The sequence below is a fragment of the Shewanella sp. SG44-2 genome (assembly GCF_014164215.1).
GTDB lineage: Bacteria > Pseudomonadota > Gammaproteobacteria > Enterobacterales > Shewanellaceae > Shewanella > Shewanella frigidimarina.
The window spans coordinates 26,930-47,321 of sequence record NZ_JACJEU010000004.1; the positions used below are offsets into that span (position 1 = coordinate 26,930).

Sequence of the window (20,392 nt, forward strand, 5' to 3'; positions counted from 1 at the left end):
ACAGTTTATCAACTCACTTCCCCTTGATGATAATCAATTGTGATGACATCTGTAATGTGTTCGGGTCGACTACTGAGTAATCGTTTAGTGAGACTAGGGTTATTCTTGAAGAGAAAGCAAGGATTAGACCAGTAGTTAAAGTCTATTATAAACATATGTTTAACTAGTTGTATAAAAATTGATTGAGTTGCTCTGGTGCTGAATGTACCTTGTTCGCACCAACTTGGTGCTAACTGACTTTACGTTATCTCTGCTGAAATAACGAAATAGATTAATAGATAGGTGGGTAAGCAGGGCTAGCGCTTAATTAATATGTCTAATTAGAAGTACAGTGTTTCTTGCTTAGTGCCATCGATAAAGATGTCGCATTTATCTGCAGTGCTCGATTTTGCCGATTGAACAATGCTAGCAACAATACCAAAGCTTCCACCTTGATCTCCTAGTACCGAACCAAAGTAACAATCACCTTTAAATTTCATATCTTTAAAGTTTGCATTAAGATTTTGAGTAGGCGTCATTGGCGGGAATCGACCCTGCATGATCGGGTCACCATTAGCGGTCAATAGCAGTTTATTTTTTGCTTTATCATACGAGCCACCAAGTACGAAAGTTTGGTCATTGACGACAACCGTTTTGTTTTGAGCCACAATGGGTGGTTTAGCTGCACAAGCGGTGAGTAGTACGCCTGCTGTAATGGTAAGAAGTAGAGAAATTTTGCGCATTAGTATTCCTTAGTATGCGTCGAGAGTCGTAAATCGGTCCCTCGGAGTAGTAAACTAGCCCTGTTTACAGATGCTATTGATGGTATCGAAACGAGAGGTGTTGTGCGCTATTTACTCGCTGAACAATTTGTTAGCTGAACATAAATTCAGTTAGAAAAATAGTTCTTAATTTCAACAAAGTATCGATCTAATACCGTATAGCATGTCTTATTGTATCAACATATTTGTTAATGCCAAGTATAAAAAAAGCCTGCTTAAGTAGCAGGCATTAATGATCGGTAAATATTATAGGACGTGAGAATATTGAGCTTATGACAAGGTCACATAAAATATCAATTCAGTGACCACACCTTTAGGCGTAGTTGCTGTCAGTGTGACTTGGCTTGTGCCGGGTGTACCATTATTTTTCAAGGTAAATGAGGTTGATGTTCCTCCTGCTGAACTCTTGTTAGGTACGGTATAACCAGTGAACTGCAATTCACCTTCGGTGCTAGTAACCGTTAAAATTGTACCTGAAGGCAATATCTGATTGGCGCTATCAGTGAGTACCACATCAAACTTTGCCGTTGCATCTAGTGTAATAGGCTGAACATCAGTGTCGTAATTATTAATCAAGCTGCCATCTTGGCTAACCACGAAATTAGCATCAGAGCCTGACATTGTTAATACTAATGCTTTACGGATATAAGTGCTCATAGCCGTGCTGTCACATAATGTACCTTGGCATTGTGGGCCGTTAAATTTACCGTCAGCTAATTGATATGTGTTACTCGCTTGAATATTAAAGTAAGGTTCACCTGAATCATGGACGCGAGATTCGTTGTCATCTCTAAAGGCGTCAGGCAAGTCAACAAAACCACCGTCATGGTAAGTTTCTACATCCATGCCATTACCACTACATGCTACTGACGTTGTACCACTTAAACAGCCGTTAACTACGCCGCCATCAGCATCGTCAAATACATTGTTGCCATTGATATCGAAGAAGGTTTCGTGCCCTAGCGCATAAGCCATAATTGTTACGCGATGGTCACTGACTCGTGGTGATGCTGATGTCCAAATGACGGAACACCTGCCATTTGCAATGGTACATGATGGTTGGATTTGACCACCTTCAGCGGTAAAGTTGATGGTAGTGTCGTCTGGTGCAGGGTTTGCAAAACTATCAGAGGCATACACTGTAATGGTAACTTCTTCACCATTGTAGTCGCCCGCTTCAGGGTTGCCATTTGATCTTGAAATACTAAAACCAAGCTGTTGTGGCAAACCGGTATTGACGGTCAGCTGTTCTGATTGGCTGGTAATGGTTTGGTTAGTGTCGGCGTCTGTGGTTGATGCCACCACTCTTACAGGGGTTGGAATGGTGCCAGCTTGCACTCGCACACTGACTAATCCCTGGGAATTGGTAATACTGTTGTCCGTCACTTTACCATTAGCAAATTGTAAACCGCCCACACTGGTGTCTAAGCTAAAATTAACCGTTTGTTGTGCTGCTGGTTGGCCATTTGCACTAGTCACTAAGAAGGTCACTAACGATGATTCAGTTGAACCGGTGCCGCCTGAACCTTTGATGCGGATTTGGCTTGGGTCAGCTGACACAAAGCTCACATTAGATAACGTTTGACGGGCTAAGGTAAAAGGTAAACTTGCGTTTAAGCTACTGCCATTAACCGTTGCTGTCGCAATGATGGTGTCATTACGTTCACTATTGCCACTACAACTGATATCTGAAAAAGTTGAGCTAGCGGAGCCTGATAAGCTAGTGACAGGTGAATCAAGTGTGGCGTTGTCATTGGTAGAGCAGTCAGAACTAAAGCTGATGCTGGTTGGACTTTGCAAGCGTGTTAATGTGCCATCGGTGTTTTCGGTAACTAACGTAGCTGTAATTCCAAATGTGCCACCGGCGCTAATGTTATAACTGCCATCGGTTGTAGCGACTAGCGTTGTCGCCAATTCACTTTCAACAAACTCACCATTAGCATTATACGAGCCCATCTTAACATTACCATTCGTAGCAATATCGTCGGACGCTAACACTTCAAAAGCGCTGCTGCTGGTGAGAGTACTACCTTGATATTCTGTGGTGACGGTTAACAGACTGGCACCTAACTCTGCCTCGGACGGCGTATAGTTGAGCGTAGCAATGCCTGAAGATTTTGTTAGTGCAGTTGCTGGCGCTAACGAAGCACTACCAGCATTGAATGTCACAATTTGGTTAGCAATAGCTTGATTATTACTGTCAGTAAGCAAGGCATTGAGTTGAACTGTTTTATCAATATTAAAGCGAGTAATCGGACCGGTTGCATCACTTATAGAAGCGGTTAATTTAATTGCTTCGACAGGAACACTGGTGTCATATTCTTTAAATTGATAATTGCGAGTCGCACTAACTGCATCAGCATCACTTGGAGAGTAACTCACGCTAAGCGTGCCGGCGTCGGTGCTGCTTGATGTGACAACTGTTGTCGCAAGACCAGAAGACAAGGTTAACACCGTTGTAGGCGTTATTGCTGCATTGGTGGTACTAAAAGTAATGAGTGCGCCACTGACGTTGGCATTACCTAACTTAAGGTGTGCAACGGCACAGAAGCTACTATCAAGATCAAAAATCAGTGAGTCAGTACTCGTATCACATTGGCCATTAACGACATTTTGATAGCTGACGGTAATACTATAACTATCATTCGATGTGTCAGTATCGGTGCCGTCCGCGGCACCGTTACAACCTGTAAATAACAACACTGAAGTTAATAATAACAATAGTGTGCGAGTCATCATTTTTAGCCGCATTAGCAACATCCTTATTCTATTAAACAGACTATTTTTAGAGATGGACCCTAGTCTTTTATTTCAGATCTTAAATACTTATATAACTCTTTAGACGATTTTGACTCTGGGCCTTTAGCCAGTTCTTTATTCGCTTGGCGGATCAGTTGACGCATTTTTTGACGATCAAGTTGTGGATGCAAATCCAGTAATACTTGGACCTCATCATCGCCATTAGCTAATAAACGCTCACGCATTTTTTCAAAAATCTGTATTTGAGCAGCTTCATTATTGTTTTTGTTCAACACTTTATCCAGTGCTGCTTCAATAGGCTCATGCTCAAAGCCACGCATTAATTTACCAATGTATTGTAAATGGCGGCGATAGGCTTCAGTTTTTTGTTTAATCAGTTTTGTTTTTAGAATCGCATCATATAGAAATTCATCTAAACCCATTTTGTCTAATTGAGTTTTGCTCAGGGCCACTAAACGCATGCCAAGTGCTTGAGCATCCTCACTTTCTTTTTTAACGCCTGTTCTGCTGACATAGTTGTCATCATTATCATAGGGCTGCTGAAATAGCTCAGAATCGCCAACAATTTTCATAGTCATAAACCTCAAGTAAATATGCGTTAATGATAGCATTTATTTGGCCTAGAATATGCAGAATTTATTGATGATCAACTGCGATATAAATGCGCGGTTATCAATCGCCAATTGAATTTGATATGCTAGCGTCAATTAGACTAATCAAAGAGTAAATTTGTGGCTTCTCATCCTTCTTCAGCGCCTCGCGCAACTGAACCAACACCTAGAATTGATTCTGAATTATCGGCGTTAAAAGACGCTGTATCTGTCGCATTAGAATATGCGAAAGAGTTAGGCACTTCGGCCGCTGAAGTGGCTATCAGTAAGCAGCAAGGTTTGTCGGTTTCAACCCGTGAAAAAGAAGTTGAAACCGTTGAGTTTAATAAAGACGGTGCGTTAGGCATTACCATTTACCGTGATGGTCGCAAAGGCAGCTCATCAACCTCAGACTTAAGCCCAGAGGCTATTCGCCAAGCGGTAAAAGCGGCTGATGGTATTGCAAAATATACTTCAGAAGATCCTTTCAGCGGTTTGGCTGATCCCGCTTTGATGGCGCAAGATATTCGCGACTTAGAGTTATATCATCCACAAGATATCGATGCAGAAGAGCTCGCTCAGTTGGCTATTCGTGCTGAAGAAGCCAGTTTGTCGGTTGATAGCCGTATCCGTAATTCAGATGGTGCGAGTGCCAATGCCCATACTGCCGCCAGAGTTTATGGTAATAGCCATGGGTTTCTTAACGGCTATTGCAGCTCTCGCTACAGTTTAAGTTGTGTGGTCATAGGCGAAGAGTCTGATGGCAATATGCAGCGCGACTATGACTATACCGTTGCCCGTAAATATCATGATTTACTGTCACCTGAAGCGGTAGGTTTACAAGCGGCAAACAAAACCTTAAGCCGTTTGGATGCCCGTAAAATTGCGACTGCAAAAATGCCAGTGTTGTTTGCGCCAGAAATTGCCACTGGCTTAATGGGGCATTTAATCGGCGCAATTAGTGGCAGCAGTATTTATCGTAAGTCGAGCTTCTTAATGGAAGCATTGAATACTCAAATATTCCCAGACTGGTTTAGTATTGAAGAACAACCGCATTTAATTGGTGCTCTGGCCAGTGCTAATTACGACAGTGAAGGTGTCGCTACCCAAGATCGTCGTATTATTGATCGTGGCCAGCTAGAAACTTACTTATTAACCAGTTATTCGGCGCGTAAATTATCGATGACCAACACGGGTCATTCTGGTGGCATATATAACTGGACCCTAAGCCATTCAAACCAAACATTTGATGACTTGGTTAAAGCCATGAATACCGGCTTAATTGTTACGGAAGTGATGGGCCAGGGCGTTAATGGTGTTACTGGTGATTATTCTCGCGGCGCAGCAGGTTTTTATGTTGAAAATGGTGAAGTGTTGTATCCAGTAGAAGAAATTACTATCGCGGGTAATTTAAAAGACATGTTTATGGGAATACAAGGCGTAGGTAAAGATCGCGATTTACGTTCATCAATCCGCACTGGTGGTATTTTACTGAGCGAGATGAAAATCGCGGGTAATTAACCCTTTCGCGGAAAAACGCATTTATGGTTAAATACCAAATAATTAAAGCCTCTTATCTAATTGATTAAGAGGCTTTTTTTTAACTTCAACTTGGCTCTTGACGCTTTATATCTTTACTTTACCTTTCTTGACAGTCGTTTACAGGCAAGGGTTGTCATAACTCTTGCAAATGTAACTAGATGGTTAATGGAGTAAATATGTTTAACAAAAAAATAAGTCGATTGATGATGGTGTCTGCAATGGGAGCCTTGTTACTAGGGTGTGGCTCAGACAGTGAAGAAAGCAGTGATGATGTCGCTTATGTGCAGTTTTATAATGCATCACCGAATAGCACATCAACTTCGTTAGTGCTGGATGACTATTCATATACAGCGGTTGATTTTGCTGATGCAATGCCGCGCTATGCTTATAGTACGGGGAGTACAGAGCTGGAAATTTATGGTCAAGATGAGGATAGTGAAACGGTAACCGTTTACAGCGACACCGTTGATTTAGCGAGCGACTCGAACCATTTGTATGTTTTGTATGGTGACTATCATGATCCCGAACTACTGGATATTAACTATTCACGCGATGAAATGGACGAGTTAAATGCCGACGATGATAATGACTACAGCAAAATGGAAGTGTTGGTGGCTAACGTAGCCACTGATGAAGGTGCGTTTGATACCTATATTTCACTCGATACCCAAACCATTGACGAAGCGGTGATGCTGGGTAATGTGCCATACAGTAATTACACGAGCGAACAGATATTCGATACAGATGATTATATTGTCTATCTTACCGAAACAGGTACAAAAAATGTGCTCTACACGACAGGTAGCATGAGTTTAACCTCCGAAACTGCTTATAAATTGATTATTCGTAATAGCTTTGGTGCGGGTGATATTAACGTCACTATCGACAGTATTGACTCAACCACAACGCCAGTCACTTACGCCGCGTTAGAGGCAACAGCTGATTACCGGGTGTTTAATGGTTTAGAAACTCAAAGCATTGATGTTGATGTGGCCAGTAAGCAAGAAACACAGTACTTGTATGGTATTTCACCCTTCACAGTAACGGCTTACCAATCAACATCGTTTAATGATTATGGTATCACCACTAAAGATGCGACAAGTAAAGCTAAGTTGTTCGATAACTTGTTGGTAACGTTTAACCAAGATGAAGTGAAGTCTTTACTGATTTATCAGCAAGAAGACAGTTCTGTAAAAGGTATGGTGATCGAGCAAGACTTACGACCTCGAGCTTTTGAATATAAAGTCGATGTGGTGAATTTAGCTTATGATTATGATGACTTAACCGTGTATTTTGTCCGTGCTTCAGAAACCATTGAAACCGCCGAATACACCTTAACTGATTTAGATTTTGTGGAAAAACTCAGTCTGACATTGCCCGAAGATGATTATGAAATTAACATTGTTTACGAAGCCGATAATGGCACGCAAACCTTAGTTTATCAGTCTGATTCAATCAGCTTTGATGGCGACAGTAACTATACTTTTGTGCTGACTCCAGACAGTACAAGCGCTTTAGGCCATAGACTTACGTCATTACAATAAAAAAGTACACTCACGGTGAAATCGTTCACTTATTGTGAGGCATAAAAAAGCCGATATCGTAGATATCGGCTTTTTCCTTAAGCACTTAATTTACCAAAATGTTAATGCAAATTACTTGGCAATTATTTGATAATCATCAAGGTTGTTCAAGCGATATAACGACCTTGACAGATAAGGTATAACCTTATTACTGACGTTACGAAGTCATAAAACCGTGAAATCAGAATGACGCTCCAGAAGTGCAAGCTGTCTTTTATTGATCACTCAGCGAATAAAATCATTTAGCTCGTGTTTATAGCAATCTCAAAAATAAACAATGCCGATTACAAAGTGAAAATCGGCACTGAATTATTTTTTAATCTGGATAATGGCATGCAGATTATATAAATTTAGAATTACACAGAATCTGTTATAACGCCTACAAACAAGACGAAGGGCTAGTAATATTACCTCTCATTTGCACCACACTACCGCAAGTTCCATTTTTACAAGTTTGAACACCCACTAAAGTATCTTTGTCGTGGGATAATACTTTCTGTGGTGTCGATATTGTTTCGGTATAAACCAGTTCATCATTGGAACCTACATAGAGCTTATATTCAACACCGCTCAGTTCAGTCCCAAGATTACCCCAAGTGTATTTCACCATATTACAAACACTCGCATAATGGTTCATCTTATCTAACCAGACCTTTTGCTCTGGTGAGTTATAACCCTCATAACGATGCTTTTTTTCATATTTTATAGAAGTTAACAAATTTGGAATGGCATCCATTACATTAGAAACATTAACACTGCCTTTACCACAGCCTAATTGAGCGCAGAGTGAACCAGGTTTAGAGCCTTGACCATTAGCAGATAAAATCCCTTCAATTTGATCCGGTGTCAGAGTTGGATGTGTTAATAATAAATTTGCTGCAGCAGCTGTAATCAAAGGCGCTGACATTGAAGTACCAGAACCACTAAAATATAACTCTTGAGTCTTATATTCATTACTTGCAATCATCCATAGGCTCGAACCCGCCGCCATCACATCAATATTGTCACCATAATTTGAAAATGATGCTTTGTCGCCCTTACGTGAAATGGCACCCACGGTAATCACATCGTTGCATGAAGCTGGTGCAAATGTTTTTGCATCATCATTAGAGTTACCCGCAGCAACCACAACAACTATTCCTTTATCTCTTGCTTTTGTATATACAGCTTGCTCATAAGTAGCACAGCCAGCAATTCTATAACCACCTAATGATAAATTCATAATATCTACAGGTGCTGCAATGGTAGGCACTTCAGGTACCTCTTCTTGCATCATCCATGCAACTGCATCTAAAATGTCAGAACTTGCACCATCGCCAAAACAGTTTAGCACTCTGGCATATACCAAATCGGCTTCTTCAGAATCAACAGCGCCAGCAACACCTAAACCATTATTACTGGTTGCACCAATTAAACCCGCAACAGACAAGCCGTGGCCGTCATGACAAGACAGACCATCGGCTAAAATAGATAAATCGGTAGGGTCAGCATCTCTTGTTTTGGCCTCTAAGTATTTGTCGTTTGCTTCTTGAGTAAAATCGTAGCCTTCAACTAAAGGATTAATATCTTCATGGGGAGCATAACCAGAGTCAACAACACCAATTCGAACCTTACGACCTAGGTTATTGACGACTTTATTTCTCATTGCTTCAAAATTTTGTCCATCACCCGTAGATGGGCTCGGTTGTTTAAATTGAGGCTGCTGATTATATAAGGTGTCATTGAAGTTCATTTTTTTTACAACATCGTCCACCATGACACTGTCAAAATCACCAGAATTTATTAATTCAACGATTAGATTTTGCAATGCAATAGGGCTATCAGAAGTCACTTTTACAACATCCGCCCCCATAGACATAGAACGAACATGTTCAAATTGAATACTGTTTTTTTCACTTAAACTTTTTAAGCTAGACATACCATATTCGTAGGCCACATTACTTTGAACATTGTATGTTTTTTTAAGGCTGATTAAGCTTACATTGTCTGCTTTTGCTTTGCGTTCTAGCTTTGCAAGTGTTTTGGGATTGGCCAATAATGCTTTATGAATATTTTTATCTTTAAATTGTACAATTAAATTAACTGTTTTAGATAAATCAGCTTCTTTATTGACCACACTAACCTTAGTGTCTACTTCAATTGATGCCATGACCGATGGGGATAACATAACTAAAACTGATATGGTTGATAATATGATTGTTCTTTTCATTTTTAACATCCTGTGTAACTAAAAGTATCATTTACTAAAAACGTTAATTAAGAATAGGGCTCTTAATCATCCATGATTATTTACTTATAAGAAAAAGCCTGTCTTTCTGCAGCTAATGCCTTTGCCAAAATAGCATTAAGAAAATCAAATTCTTGATTAAATATAAATGCTCCATTTTCATAAGTGCCATAATCAGTATTACCAGCAAACTTACTGTACTTTTTATTTATAGTGTCATATTCAAAGGTGGTAGAAACATAACCGATATGAGGTAACAAGCCTTGTGAAATATCTGACATATCATTAATTAAATTATAATTTTGCTTGCCATAGTCTGATTGCGACAGCCCAAATTGGTGGTCGATCGCCCCTTTATAATCATTAATCCATACAGGGTCCTGTCCATCGCCGGTGCCAAAAACAACTTGGGATTCCAGCGTTGACACCAGCACTCTTAATGTTGAAAAACTAGTTGAGTCATCTATTTTGCTTTTTTGAATAAATTCATTTTTCTGCGATTCAGAAATATAATTTAAATTTTCTAATACTTCGGCGTAAAAATTGGCTAAATATTTATATTCATTTAACGCTTCCATTTTGCTATACATTTCTTGTACATATTGCAAAGTCTCAACTTGCAAGTCTCCAAAAACAACACTGCCCCTAACATTTATACCCGTCAGGCCTTTGTTGAATTTGTCTGTATAGCTAAGCAATAAACCAAAATCTTCACCAAGTTCTAAGCCCAAATCAGTTATCGTGATGGTTTTATTTTCATGATTAAAGGTTGCAGTAAATTTTGTTTCATCGCCGAACCATAGTTTAATATCATCGACAACAACATCCTCTGGGTGGTCATCTATAATGGTATAAGAAAATGTTTTTGTTTCACCCATAGGTATAGGTACAAAACCCGCTACACGAGCTTGAACTGTAAATAAAGGATCTGAATTAGATAAGTTGACCATTTTTAGCGTAAATTCTTGGTCTATAATACTATTCCCATCTGTTACGCTTAACACTAGTCTGAAATCTATTTGGGTATTTTCAGGGAGTTGTTTTGCATTAAAAATAATATTATCACCGCTTTGTGTAATACTTTCTATATAATCAATAACAGCATCATCAGACTCTTTTCCTTCAATACTGTTAATCGACCATGTTACATTTGCACTGTCAGCATCGGTAATAACCACAGGAATAATATTTTCAGTGCGTTCAAAAATATAAATGGAGTTGTTTTCGTCCATATTGGCTAATGCAATTGTTGGCTGTAAATTGTTTGCATCAATATAATTTGTGACTGTCACCAAAACAGTTTTTGTTACGCTTAAACCCTCACTGTCGGTAACCGAAACCGAAATATTAACATTAGTGTCTTCGGTCACTTCTTTTGCATCAACTGAAATAGATGAACCTTGTTTTGTCAGTGTCAGCAATGATGGGTTTGAAGAGGAGACAGTGATGTTTTCGCTTAAATCACCATCTTCAATATCAGTTGCAGTAACATTAAATGCTAATTTAGTTTTCTCTTTAATGACTAGCTCAGTTATTGACAATGTCATCACAGGAGCATTATTAATCACAACGGGAGGTTCTACATTGAGTATTGTTACAACAGTCGTTAACGCTTTTGTTAAACCACCACTATCGGTGACTTTCGATGTCACCTTAACAACGGTTTGTGTGGATACTTCTCCAGCAAGTAATGTAACAACATCGCCATTATGCAAAACGGTTAAAGAAGGATTATCAGATACCACACTTAATGTGAAGTTAGCGTCTTCTTTATCAGACGCAACCACAGTGAATGTTGCCGACTCTGTCTCGTTCATAGTGATTGCAGCTGTAGAGACTGCAAGATTGGGTGCAGTATTTGTGACAGTGCCGGGATTATTGCCAGTGTTATTGTCAGTATTATTAGTTGCTTTCTCATCCCCACCGCCGCCACAAGCGGATATAAAAAATGAAAAGACGATCATTATCAAAATTTTTTGCATGGTTAACATCATTTTATTCCTTTAAAAATATGGGCGATTTGTAGCCGTTATGTGTTATATCGAGACTTTTATTTCCCTATAGATAACCTTTTATGAGCACCAAACATTTTGAGCACTCCGTAAATCATTAAAGCCATTAAGTAATGAATAAATAGCACCACAGAGATAAAAAAGTCAGATCCACCAGAGTCACCTTTTCTTGCGTAGGTATAATTCATAGTATGCTCATAATATAGAATACTTTCGCGATACTCTTCACCACCACGACCCACTTTTATTATTGGATTATTATTGAGCTTATTGTTAGCAACCTTAAAGCTATTTTCTGCTGCGCGTGCAATACCGCTAGAAGCAACATTAAACATGGCTTTAAATAACTCAGATTTACTTGCTGAGCTATTAGTGTTTAATGTTGAAAAATTAATCAAATTACGGCCAATGACAAAAATAGCTAATGCATAAAAGATTAACGGCATAATAAAATCATAATCTATGGTGTTATTTTCACTAGCACCAAATGTTCTAATATATACATTAAGAAGTAAACCAAAAATAAGTCCGTATATTGCAATTGGTAGTGCATAACACATCGCTATTTTAATACATGAACGTGTTATAACGCTATCCAGTTGGTTCTCGTCATCTACATCGCTACCAGGTACTATTTTCTTATTAGGTATAAACTTAGTCACACAGATTTTAATTAACCACAACATTGAAAAGTGTATCGCCAAAGGTAGCAATGCATAAACTTTGTCAAAATTTTGGTCTGGTGATATCACATGAAGAAAAGTGAGGTATGAAGATCCATTCCAAAAGCCAATACTATACAAAGCAGCGACATAATTTGACAATAAATCAAATAAATCGTTGCCGTAGCCATAATAAAATGCATTTATTGTCGCACTTAAAGCACCTTCAAATGAAGGGTAATTTAAAGTGTAGAATTTAAATACAAAAATGATTGAAAAATCTAACATGATTTTGTATATCAATATAGAAATGACAGTATTTAATGACATAAAGCTTTTCTTTGAATGTTTTTTTAGTTTGTCTGCGGTCATAATTTAATACCTATACACTTAATTAACAAAAACACGTTACACCGGGATCACCCGGTGTGGGTTATGTGTAAATATTAATTATTCTCCTGCAAACCAGCCGTCAGTCCCATGAACTAAAATAAACTCGTCACTAAACGATTCGCTTGCCTTAGATGAACCACCAAACAATGAGCCCAAAGCCCCCATATCAAGACTGATAGTTCCTTCAACCGTACAATTGAATGTGGGTAATTTTCTACCAGATATTTCTTCGCAGTGCTTCACATCAACATCTGAAACTTGGCCATTAAAAAAACCGCTATCTCTAGCCACTTCTTGCGCGAATACCTTTTCTATATCACTAGTTGATGGCGCTGTGTTGCCGGAAAACATCATCGGGATAAACACGACAATCCCTATAGCCGCAATGCCAATTAATGATTTTTTTTGCATGCTCAAGGTTTGTAGTTTTGCCAGTTTTTCCTGGTTTGATGGCGTGTTCATTTGTTCTATTGATTGATGGCCTTTTTTCACTGCAGATTGAATATTGTCATTTACTCTGCCTGTAAATTCTTTCACGTTTACTGTGCTCGTTGATTGAGTGTTAAATATTTCAACTAACGTTGGCCATAGCTGGGTATTGGTTGTATAAAAAGGCAATACCGATAAAATCATAATACTCACCAAGCTAATCAGCCAAATCACTAAACCGTAGCGCATCGATTCTAAAATCATGTTTAGAGTATTTTCATTAAGAAAAGATCGATTGCTGCCAACAAAGCTTGCAGCCATTTCGTGTGCTTCATTAATGTTATAAAAAATAATCAGTACTAATATAATGGATGCGACTTTACTAATAGAGCGTTTAACGCCCATTGCATACAATGCCGCAACTAAAAGAATCATAATTTGAAAGTTAGAGGCTTCGATTAATTCGTATAATGATTGCGATTCAGAAAATAGTTTTATTGCCGGTAAAAAACCTGCTACAAAAAAAAGCAACAATGTAATCACTGAAAACTTATTATTAAACGTTAATGTTGGTAGCGCTTTATGCCATGGTTTACTCGCAAAATTAAGAATAGATAATAATACGTTATCCATAGCTGATTTTGCATCTACGCTAGAGTTTACCGGTGTTTCAGTTTCTTCAAATATGCCATCTTTTAAGTTGATTTCTTGCTGTTTAATGACTTTATCTGCTTGCTCTTTCATAATCACATTCCTTCGATAATATTGGTTATCAAGTAGTTTAATCAAATACCAAAAAAGCAACATCTACGCAGTTAGTCATAAAACCCGTAAAAATTTATTAACAATTTAGTTAATGGTCATTATTTGCCCTATTCACTAAAAGTTGGCTATAAAAAAGCCACTAGAAACCAGTAGCTTTAGTTTACGTATTATAAGACTGCACCAGTGTTAACATTGAGCGATACATAAATACAACCTGTTATATTAACTCAGCTTTAGTAATTTTCTTCTAAGTTCGGCTTCATCTTCAGATAAATCAATCCTGATTTGTTTGTTTTTTTCACCAGCATTATCGATCGCACTACAGGATTTTAGGACTAGTGAACGTGATTTAATTTCTGCTATTACAGTCATAAAAATTAACATAATAGAGGGCGATATAAACAGAAAAAAGTCATTGAGCGGCGCACCCAATTTGCCATTAATAAACTCTAACAAAGGGTAAGTGCCCGCGGCATAAAAGCCCAAACACGAGAAAAATGCCAAGGTGTACATTAATCCTATCATGCCCCCTTCCTTTGCGTTAAATTCGCTTATTTGGATACTTGGTACATCATAATGCAGTTTTTTAGTTACATTATAAAAGAATATTTGAAACCGGTTTTGTTTGCCGCAATCAGTGGTTATATTACAATCTTGATATAAAAACCAATCACCCACATCAGTCGCTATCATCTGCTTTTCAGGCAATGATAACGTTAAAAACCCATCTGCGGTTGATAGTACTATTTGACCTTGCAGATCAGATTGTCTTAAACGATGCCTTGACTCACTCGAATCAGCTTTATAGCCACTGCTATTATAGGCCGTTGTTGTGCTGGTTGTGGTGACGTCCGACGTACTAGCACTCGCATTTTTGCTGACGACTTTACCTAAAATAGATTCAAAATTCATTGTGCCAGTAAAGCTTTTAGACACCAGGTTATTGAAGATAAAAGGCGTTTGATATACCGACGAGTAGGTTGCTTTTATCGATTGTTCAATCTCGGCAATCGACGTTGCGGTTATGGCTTTGTCTTGTGGTGTTGTCAATAATGACACATTGTCATTGGGCGGTGTAATGGCATTTTTTTGTGCGATACCACAACAAAAGCAGTAATCACTGTCTATTGATATTCGTTGTTGGCAACTGACACAAATAACATCATCGTCTTGTTTTACACGTTGTAAATTTTCATAACCTAATTCGGAAATTGAGATCTGCGACAGCGCGTCGAAAGTCTTACTTAATGCCTCATAATCTAAAAGATGCTTTTTATATTTATTATTTTTTATTGTCCATTCAATAATAAAGGTAATAACCATAGCGGCAATGGTTAAGTTAATCACTGTGTCTATCGAATAGTTAAGTGTTATAAAGCTAAAGAGAGCAACAAAATAAGTCACAAAAAAGGTGTATATGGGCTTAGATTGACGACTAACATCATAATCATTGCCTTTTATTTTGTATTGCTTGTCTTGAGCATGAATCACAATGTAATCAGCATAATCATTATTGTTAATTATTGTCTTAAATGCTTTAGATTCCAATTTATGGTTTAAACTTAACAAGGTTGGTTGAAGCAATGAAATGACATCACCTTTATTAAGGTTTGCCCCTAAAGTCGTTTCTGCATCTACACTGAGCTCAAGGGGTTCACCCTGGTTAGTGACCAGTGTTAAATACCAGAATGAAAATATTAAATGACTTTCTTTAGTGACATACTTGCGCTTATATAAATATAAATTGGTAATCATCCCCGTCACAATAGACGATCTGGGATAGCGCACTTTTAACTCCGTTAGAATATCGGGTGAGATTTCTTCAACGGTTGATCGCTGGTTTTTTACTGCCACTTCTTTACCACAATCTTCGCAGAATTTGTCTGAGGCAAAAATAGGTTTAGTACAGTGTTGCATGTATTACCTCTTAGTTATTGATGGTATCAATGAAGATTAAGTAAAAATAGACTGCCGAACCGCAGTAATTTATTAAACTCGTTAATTCAAAATAAAGATGTTGAGTTGGATATGGTAAGTATTTATCCCGAGCTTTGGTTATTAAACATAGTTTTTTAATGCTAAAACTAATAGCTACGTAATAACCAATAAAAACAGTAAAACTATTTTATAAAATTTTTTAATCAGAGGGTTTAAAAAGATAGTTGAAAAAGAAGGTTTAATCGGATATTTATTCGAATGGTTTAACTTAGCTTGAACTTAAGCTAGTGAGATGATCTGTGGTAGAAAGGGTGACTCAAATGAGTTGTTTGTTCGATATCATGGTAAGTCATTACAATTAGGCATAACTGTTAGCCTTCAAAGTAAGTCATCACCGTTCGTTACCATTGTCCGACTGATAAGGTTATTATTCTGGATGAAAAAGATCGCAAGTTTAATATGCATTTACTATCACGATCTGAGGTAACAGAGCATTTTACAACAGTCTGTCATTAGTCCGTCTCTGCCATTAACTCGTGCTCAGTTGATGCGGTATTTATCTCAACGGCATAACGTTTAGCGTCGCGTAAAATGCGTTGTAACCAGTAATTGTCAGCGGCGGGATTTAACTTAGCATTGTAATCGTACATTTCTTGTAAGGTGCGTTTGGCATTATTGTTATCGCCACTTTTGCCATAGGCTTTGGCTAGGTCAAAGCCAACTTGTTGATAATAATAGGTCGGATATAAAAAGGCATAACCGCTTAATACAATGCGCTTAATGCGTTCAGCCAGTGTAATAGCCCGTTGATATTGCTCGGTGTTAACGTAGGCAGTAATTAAATATGATGCAGTATCTAATAGCTTGTCTTCTTGTGGGGCCAATTGCTTGATGATGTTGGTATAGTCTTTATTAATCAGCATCATCGCCAGCGGCTGGAACTCCTTATAAATGTTAAGATTAAGTGATACGGTTGCATTATTGTGTGTCAGCAGGCTGTGCAATTCATCGACATAGGGTTTGGTCGCTTGAACTCGCTCGGTGTTGGCATAGTGATAAATCATGTAGAGCACAAAGTTAATGTAATTATCCATGTACTCGATGTTGATTGCGCCTGCCTGATAAAATTGCTGTTTAGCAATGTGATAGCCTTGCAATAATAATTTATCAGCCTGCGCCATTTCACCGCCAAGCTCGTAAACAAAGCTCAGTGACTCCAGCTTTTCTCCATAGTTAAAGCTGTCAGCACCGTGATGTAATGTGATTAAATCAAGCTGCCTATTACGGTATATCTTGGCCGAGGCCAGGTTGCCTTCATGTTCAAATGCCCTCGACAACCCATTATAAACCGTTGCGATATAAGGGTGCTGCGCACCGTAAAAATGGATAATATCGGGCAACGCCTGCATGAGTATCTCGCTGGTCAGCTGTGCCTCGGTCATATGACTGGATGTTATTGCTCGTGTATACCACTTTAAAACTTCAATATATTGCTTGTCGTGAACCGGAATGAGTGGCAGCAGCTCTTGTGCTATCAGCACAATATTACTTAGAGTGTCGTGGTGATGTTGTTCGTCAATGGCCTCAGGCTCTTGCGATGCTGTCAATAGAGATGCATCTAATAAACTAATTTTTTGCGAAAGAAAGCTTATGCGCTCCTTGGTTGTTAATCTTAGCGTGTTGCGCGCCAGTGCCTTGTCGATGTTGTCGATAATCTGCTTGGCTCGGGTGAGGCCTTCCGCGCCTTGAGTCCACCTCAAAGAGTAGATAGAGGCCAGCTCTGCCATTAAGGTCAGTTTGTTGATGTGGTCGCTGCCAGCCTGTGCGCTAATGTGTTGCTTGAGTGTGTCGACAAAGGCGAGGGCTTTCACGTTTTGTTTCGTTCGTTGATAACTGTCAATGAGTTGCAGCGATAAGCGCAGTTGGTGCTGAATATCGTACAACAGGTATTCAGGCGTGTTGATAATGCCTGTGAGCACTGTGATGGCATCTTGATGCTGGCCTTGTCCGGTGTAGCTTTCGGCAATGACTTGCAATAAGGCTAATTTGGCACTGCTGCTTAAGGTAGTTGAGGCCAGAATGCTTTCATAACCTTGTGCCAGCATGTCTTTGGCGGTCAGCTCTTTAGCCTGGGTTTGGGTCGGGTCAGCTTGTTTGAATATGTTGGCTAATTGATTGGCGACCTCAGTGGCATTCACTTGCTCTTGTTCTGCTTTTTGTTGCGCAGCAATGGCGCGATTTCGCTCTTGTAATACTTGCTCATTTTGCAGCTTAAAGGATATTCCCGCACCGATGACCATGACATACACCGCGGCCAGCAGCGGTTTTCTCACTAACCATTTTTTACCGCGTTGCAGCGGTGAAAAATTCACAGAGCTGGCAAAGTGCTTTAAGGTTTTATGAATGTCAGACTTAAAGGCGGCCACCGTAGAATAACGCTCACTTGCTTGAGCTGACATGGCTTTGGCAATAATGCGCCGTAGGTCATCGACCATCGCCCATTGTTGTAAGCGGGTAATGCTTACCACATTAGGGTTTATCGACAGCGGCGTTGCGGCCCCTGCTTGAATGTCGCAGACCAGTTGACCAATGTGTTTATGTTCAATATCAAACGGCAGTTGTTCGCTGAGTAACATATACAGCAATACGGCTAACGAATATTGGTCGGTGGCTAAGGTTAATGTTTGCCCGGTTAATTGTTCAGGCGAGGCGTAGGCCAGACTCAGCGCCCGTAAGTAACGTTTTACGCTGTCTTGCTGTGACTCTTGCTCGTTGTGTTGCAAGGTTTTGGCAATATCAAAGTCGAGTATTTTTACCACGCCGTCTTTATTCACCAAAATATTAGCCGGTTTAATGTCGCTGTGGGCGATATTAATTAAGTGGGTTTTACTGATGGCGTCACACACGTCTAAAAATAGATAAATGCGTTCAATAAAGTTGAGTTGGTGCGCTCGGCAATATGCATCAATGGGCAGACCAGCAACATATTCCATGACCACATAATGCAAGCCAGACTCAGTGGTGCCGGCATCGTACACCTGAGTAATATTAGGGTGATTTAATCGGGCGAGTATTTGGGCCTGGTTATGCACCAGTTGAGAGCCCACCACATGAACAATAGAGGGAAACAAAAACTTAATCGCCACTTGCTGCTGCATCATGCCATCGTTACGCTCTGCCAGAAACACAATCCCCATGCCGCCTTCGCCAATGATTTGGCTTAAGGTGTATACGCCCAGGTGGGTGCCAAGCAAGCGTTCCAGTTGTTCATCACCGGTAATGTGTTGTGCTTGTTGAGCGATCAGCTCATGCCATTGGGTTTTATCATTGGCACTAAAATGGCTCGCTAACATCGGCGTGAGTTTATTGGCTAGCGACCCATCAGTAATATGCTCGGCAAAGTAGGCCGCATGTTGACTTTGGGGTAAGTCGATAAGACGTGAGAAGTGATCAAATAAGGCGGTTGAATCCATTTATCTGCCTACTACTTTAAAAAATAAATTACTGATATTTTATTTTTATAATCAGCAGCTTGAATTTACCTTTTTATAACAATTAATCGATTTAGGCAAGGTTAACAGTATTTAATGTTTATTAACTTAACCAATTAATTGATGATACTTAATTGAAGACATCGCAATTTTACCGCCAGTGCCGATTTCTATTGCCTGGGCTTTTAAGATAACACCTTGGATTTTTAGCATGATGATGGCAATTTTTTCTTTGGCAAGTTTTCTAAAATGTACTTCTACCATGAGGTTAGTATCTAATTTTGTTGTTTTGATTCGACTAATAAAGCCATAACCGGTAAAAATTTTTATGCTTTTACTCGCGGCATTAAATTCAATGCTTTTAGTGAGCGAGTTCCAATAACAAGAGAGTTGTTGGCCTTGGTAATTGGTGGATAAGATGATTGTTTTCATGATAGTAATCTTACTTTTAACCAAGACTTTGCAAAGGCGATATCTTTTTCTGCACTTGAAATGCTAATCGATAAAATATCGGAGATCTCTTTGGTGAGTAGGCCGCCAAAATATTTAAGCTGCATGCTTTGTGCTTGCCTTGGGTGCTCTGTTTCCATTTGCTGTAATGCGTTGCCTAAATCCAGCATCTTTTGGTCTTGTTCTGAAAACTCAAACGCGGCCTCTTCCTGTATATTATCAAATGTGGTTAATTCGACTTGTCGTTTTTGGGCTGCATTTTTCCTAGCTTGATCGACTAAGATATTATGAACAGTACGTGCAACCATCAAAAAAAACTCTTTACGATTACTAAAGTATTCACCGTTACCATTTTCAAGTTTTATATACACTTCATGGACTATGGCGGTAGTGGAATTTATGTGTTCTTCAATACTGTGTTGACCAAATTTATTCGAGACCTTCATCCTTTGTCGCGATGCTAATTTGCGAAGGTGATCATAAATAAGCACATACAAATTGTCTTTTGATTTAGGGTTACCTTCAGTCCAATCTATTATCGCCTTGGTAATGTCTTCCTGCATAAGTACCTCGTAGAGTCATTGTTTAAATATGCTTCATAAAGAGTACTTTATGACTTTTGAATCATATAATCAGACCAAGCAAATAAACAGTTACGTTTTTTTCAACGAAAACCGTAATACAGAGTGTAAATACTTTTATCAATAAGAGCTTGTCGTTTTTAACAACACTTACTGTGTTATTGCGGGTCTTGAAAAGCTTCGTCTGAAAGTGACATTTCACGAGTTG

13 protein-coding genes are annotated in these 20,392 nt (G+C 39.0%); 2 read left to right on the forward strand and 11 right to left on the reverse strand.

All coding sequences use genetic code 11. The features are described from left to right. Positions 1-320: 320 nt before the first annotated feature. From H5181_RS04130 to yjgA, 3 genes are all read right to left on the reverse strand, one after another. A complete protein-coding gene (locus H5181_RS04130; RefSeq protein WP_011639139.1) occupies positions 321-722 on the reverse strand; it encodes a hypothetical protein in 402 nt (133 codons plus the stop codon). A 309-nt stretch (positions 723-1,031) separates the two neighbouring features. Beyond that, entirely contained in the window at positions 1,032-3,512 is a 2,481-nt protein-coding gene (locus tag H5181_RS04135) for an Ig-like domain-containing protein (protein ID WP_182750295.1), read from the reverse strand. Between the two features lie 47 nt (positions 3,513-3,559). Then, positions 3,560-4,093, reverse strand: coding sequence for a ribosome biogenesis factor YjgA (gene yjgA / locus H5181_RS04140; RefSeq protein ID WP_011639137.1), 534 nt, complete (start codon positions 4,091-4,093; stop codon positions 3,560-3,562). Positions 4,094-4,252: 159 nt separating this feature from the next. On the opposite strand from yjgA, the gene pmbA reads away from it, so the two are divergent. Together pmbA and H5181_RS04150 are read left to right on the forward strand one after the other, a co-directional pair. Next, positions 4,253-5,632, forward strand: coding sequence for a metalloprotease PmbA (pmbA, locus tag H5181_RS04145; protein WP_182750296.1), 1,380 nt, complete (start codon positions 4,253-4,255; stop codon positions 5,630-5,632). 197 nt (positions 5,633-5,829) lie between these two features. Then, the gene (locus tag H5181_RS04150; protein WP_182750297.1) at positions 5,830-7,197 is read left to right on the forward strand and encodes a hypothetical protein; all 1,368 of its coding nucleotides are present in this window, start codon (positions 5,830-5,832) and stop codon (positions 7,195-7,197) included. A 418-nt stretch (positions 7,198-7,615) separates the two neighbouring features. On the opposite strand, the gene H5181_RS04155 is transcribed toward H5181_RS04150, so the two are convergent. The 8 genes from H5181_RS04155 to H5181_RS04190 form a co-directional block, all read right to left on the reverse strand. After that, entirely contained in the window at positions 7,616-9,445 is a 1,830-nt protein-coding gene (locus tag H5181_RS04155; RefSeq protein ID WP_182750298.1) for a S8 family serine peptidase, read from the reverse strand. A gap of 80 nt (positions 9,446-9,525) precedes the next feature. Then, positions 9,526-11,457 carry a hypothetical protein gene (locus H5181_RS04160; protein WP_220491652.1) on the reverse strand — a complete coding sequence of 644 codons (1,932 nt, stop codon included), beginning with the start codon at positions 11,455-11,457 and terminating at the stop codon, positions 9,526-9,528. Between the two features lie 56 nt (positions 11,458-11,513). After that, positions 11,514-12,509, reverse strand: a complete 996-nt coding sequence (locus tag H5181_RS04165) for a hypothetical protein (protein WP_182750300.1) — start codon at positions 12,507-12,509, stop codon at positions 11,514-11,516. A gap of 78 nt (positions 12,510-12,587) precedes the next feature. Further along, positions 12,588-13,703: a hypothetical protein gene (locus tag H5181_RS04170; RefSeq protein WP_182750301.1), complete on the reverse strand. Its 1,116-nt coding sequence runs from the start codon at positions 13,701-13,703 to the stop codon at positions 12,588-12,590. 243 nt (positions 13,704-13,946) lie between these two features. Beyond that, on the reverse strand, positions 13,947-15,641 hold the full coding sequence (locus H5181_RS04175) for a hypothetical protein (protein WP_182750302.1): 1,695 nt from the start codon (positions 15,639-15,641) through the stop codon (positions 13,947-13,949). 533 nt (positions 15,642-16,174) lie between these two features. Next, a complete protein-coding gene (locus H5181_RS04180; protein ID WP_182750303.1) occupies positions 16,175-19,135 on the reverse strand; it encodes a serine/threonine-protein kinase in 2,961 nt (986 codons plus the stop codon). A gap of 126 nt (positions 19,136-19,261) precedes the next feature. Continuing rightward, positions 19,262-19,585: a hypothetical protein gene (locus tag H5181_RS04185; protein WP_182750304.1), complete on the reverse strand. Its 324-nt coding sequence runs from the start codon at positions 19,583-19,585 to the stop codon at positions 19,262-19,264. Continuing rightward, complete coding sequence (locus H5181_RS04190) at positions 19,582-20,166, reverse strand: ECF-type sigma factor (protein WP_182750305.1); 585 nt, start codon at positions 20,164-20,166, stop codon at positions 19,582-19,584. Before H5181_RS04190 ends, H5181_RS04185 begins: the two co-directional genes overlap by 4 nt. Positions 20,167-20,392: the final 226 nt, after the last annotated feature.

Excerpts from the sequence above, each read along its gene's own strand:
- H5181_RS04190 (WP_182750305.1), bottom strand. The coding sequence starts at position 20,166 with ATGCAGGAAGACATTACCAAGGCGATAATAGATTGGACTGAAGGTAAC.
- H5181_RS04135 (WP_182750295.1), bottom strand. The coding sequence starts at position 3,512 with ATGCGGCTAAAAATGATGACTCGCACACTATTGTTATTATTAACTTCA.
- H5181_RS04185 (WP_182750304.1), bottom strand. The coding sequence starts at position 19,585 with ATGAAAACAATCATCTTATCCACCAATTACCAAGGCCAACAACTCTCT.
- H5181_RS04150 (WP_182750297.1), top strand. The coding sequence starts at position 5,830 with ATGTTTAACAAAAAAATAAGTCGATTGATGATGGTGTCTGCAATGGGA.
- H5181_RS04155 (WP_182750298.1), bottom strand. The coding sequence starts at position 9,445 with ATGAAAAGAACAATCATATTATCAACCATATCAGTTTTAGTTATGTTA.
- H5181_RS04160 (WP_220491652.1), bottom strand. The coding sequence starts at position 11,457 with ATGATGTTAACCATGCAAAAAATTTTGATAATGATCGTCTTTTCATTT.
- H5181_RS04170 (WP_182750301.1), bottom strand. The coding sequence starts at position 13,703 with ATGAAAGAGCAAGCAGATAAAGTCATTAAACAGCAAGAAATCAACTTA.
- H5181_RS04175 (WP_182750302.1), bottom strand. The coding sequence starts at position 15,641 with ATGCAACACTGTACTAAACCTATTTTTGCCTCAGACAAATTCTGCGAA.
- H5181_RS04180 (WP_182750303.1), bottom strand. The coding sequence starts at position 19,135 with ATGGATTCAACCGCCTTATTTGATCACTTCTCACGTCTTATCGACTTA.
- H5181_RS04165 (WP_182750300.1), bottom strand. The coding sequence starts at position 12,509 with ATGACCGCAGACAAACTAAAAAAACATTCAAAGAAAAGCTTTATGTCA.
- yjgA (WP_011639137.1), bottom strand. The coding sequence starts at position 4,093 with ATGAAAATTGTTGGCGATTCTGAGCTATTTCAGCAGCCCTATGATAAT.
- H5181_RS04130 (WP_011639139.1), bottom strand. The coding sequence starts at position 722 with ATGCGCAAAATTTCTCTACTTCTTACCATTACAGCAGGCGTACTACTC.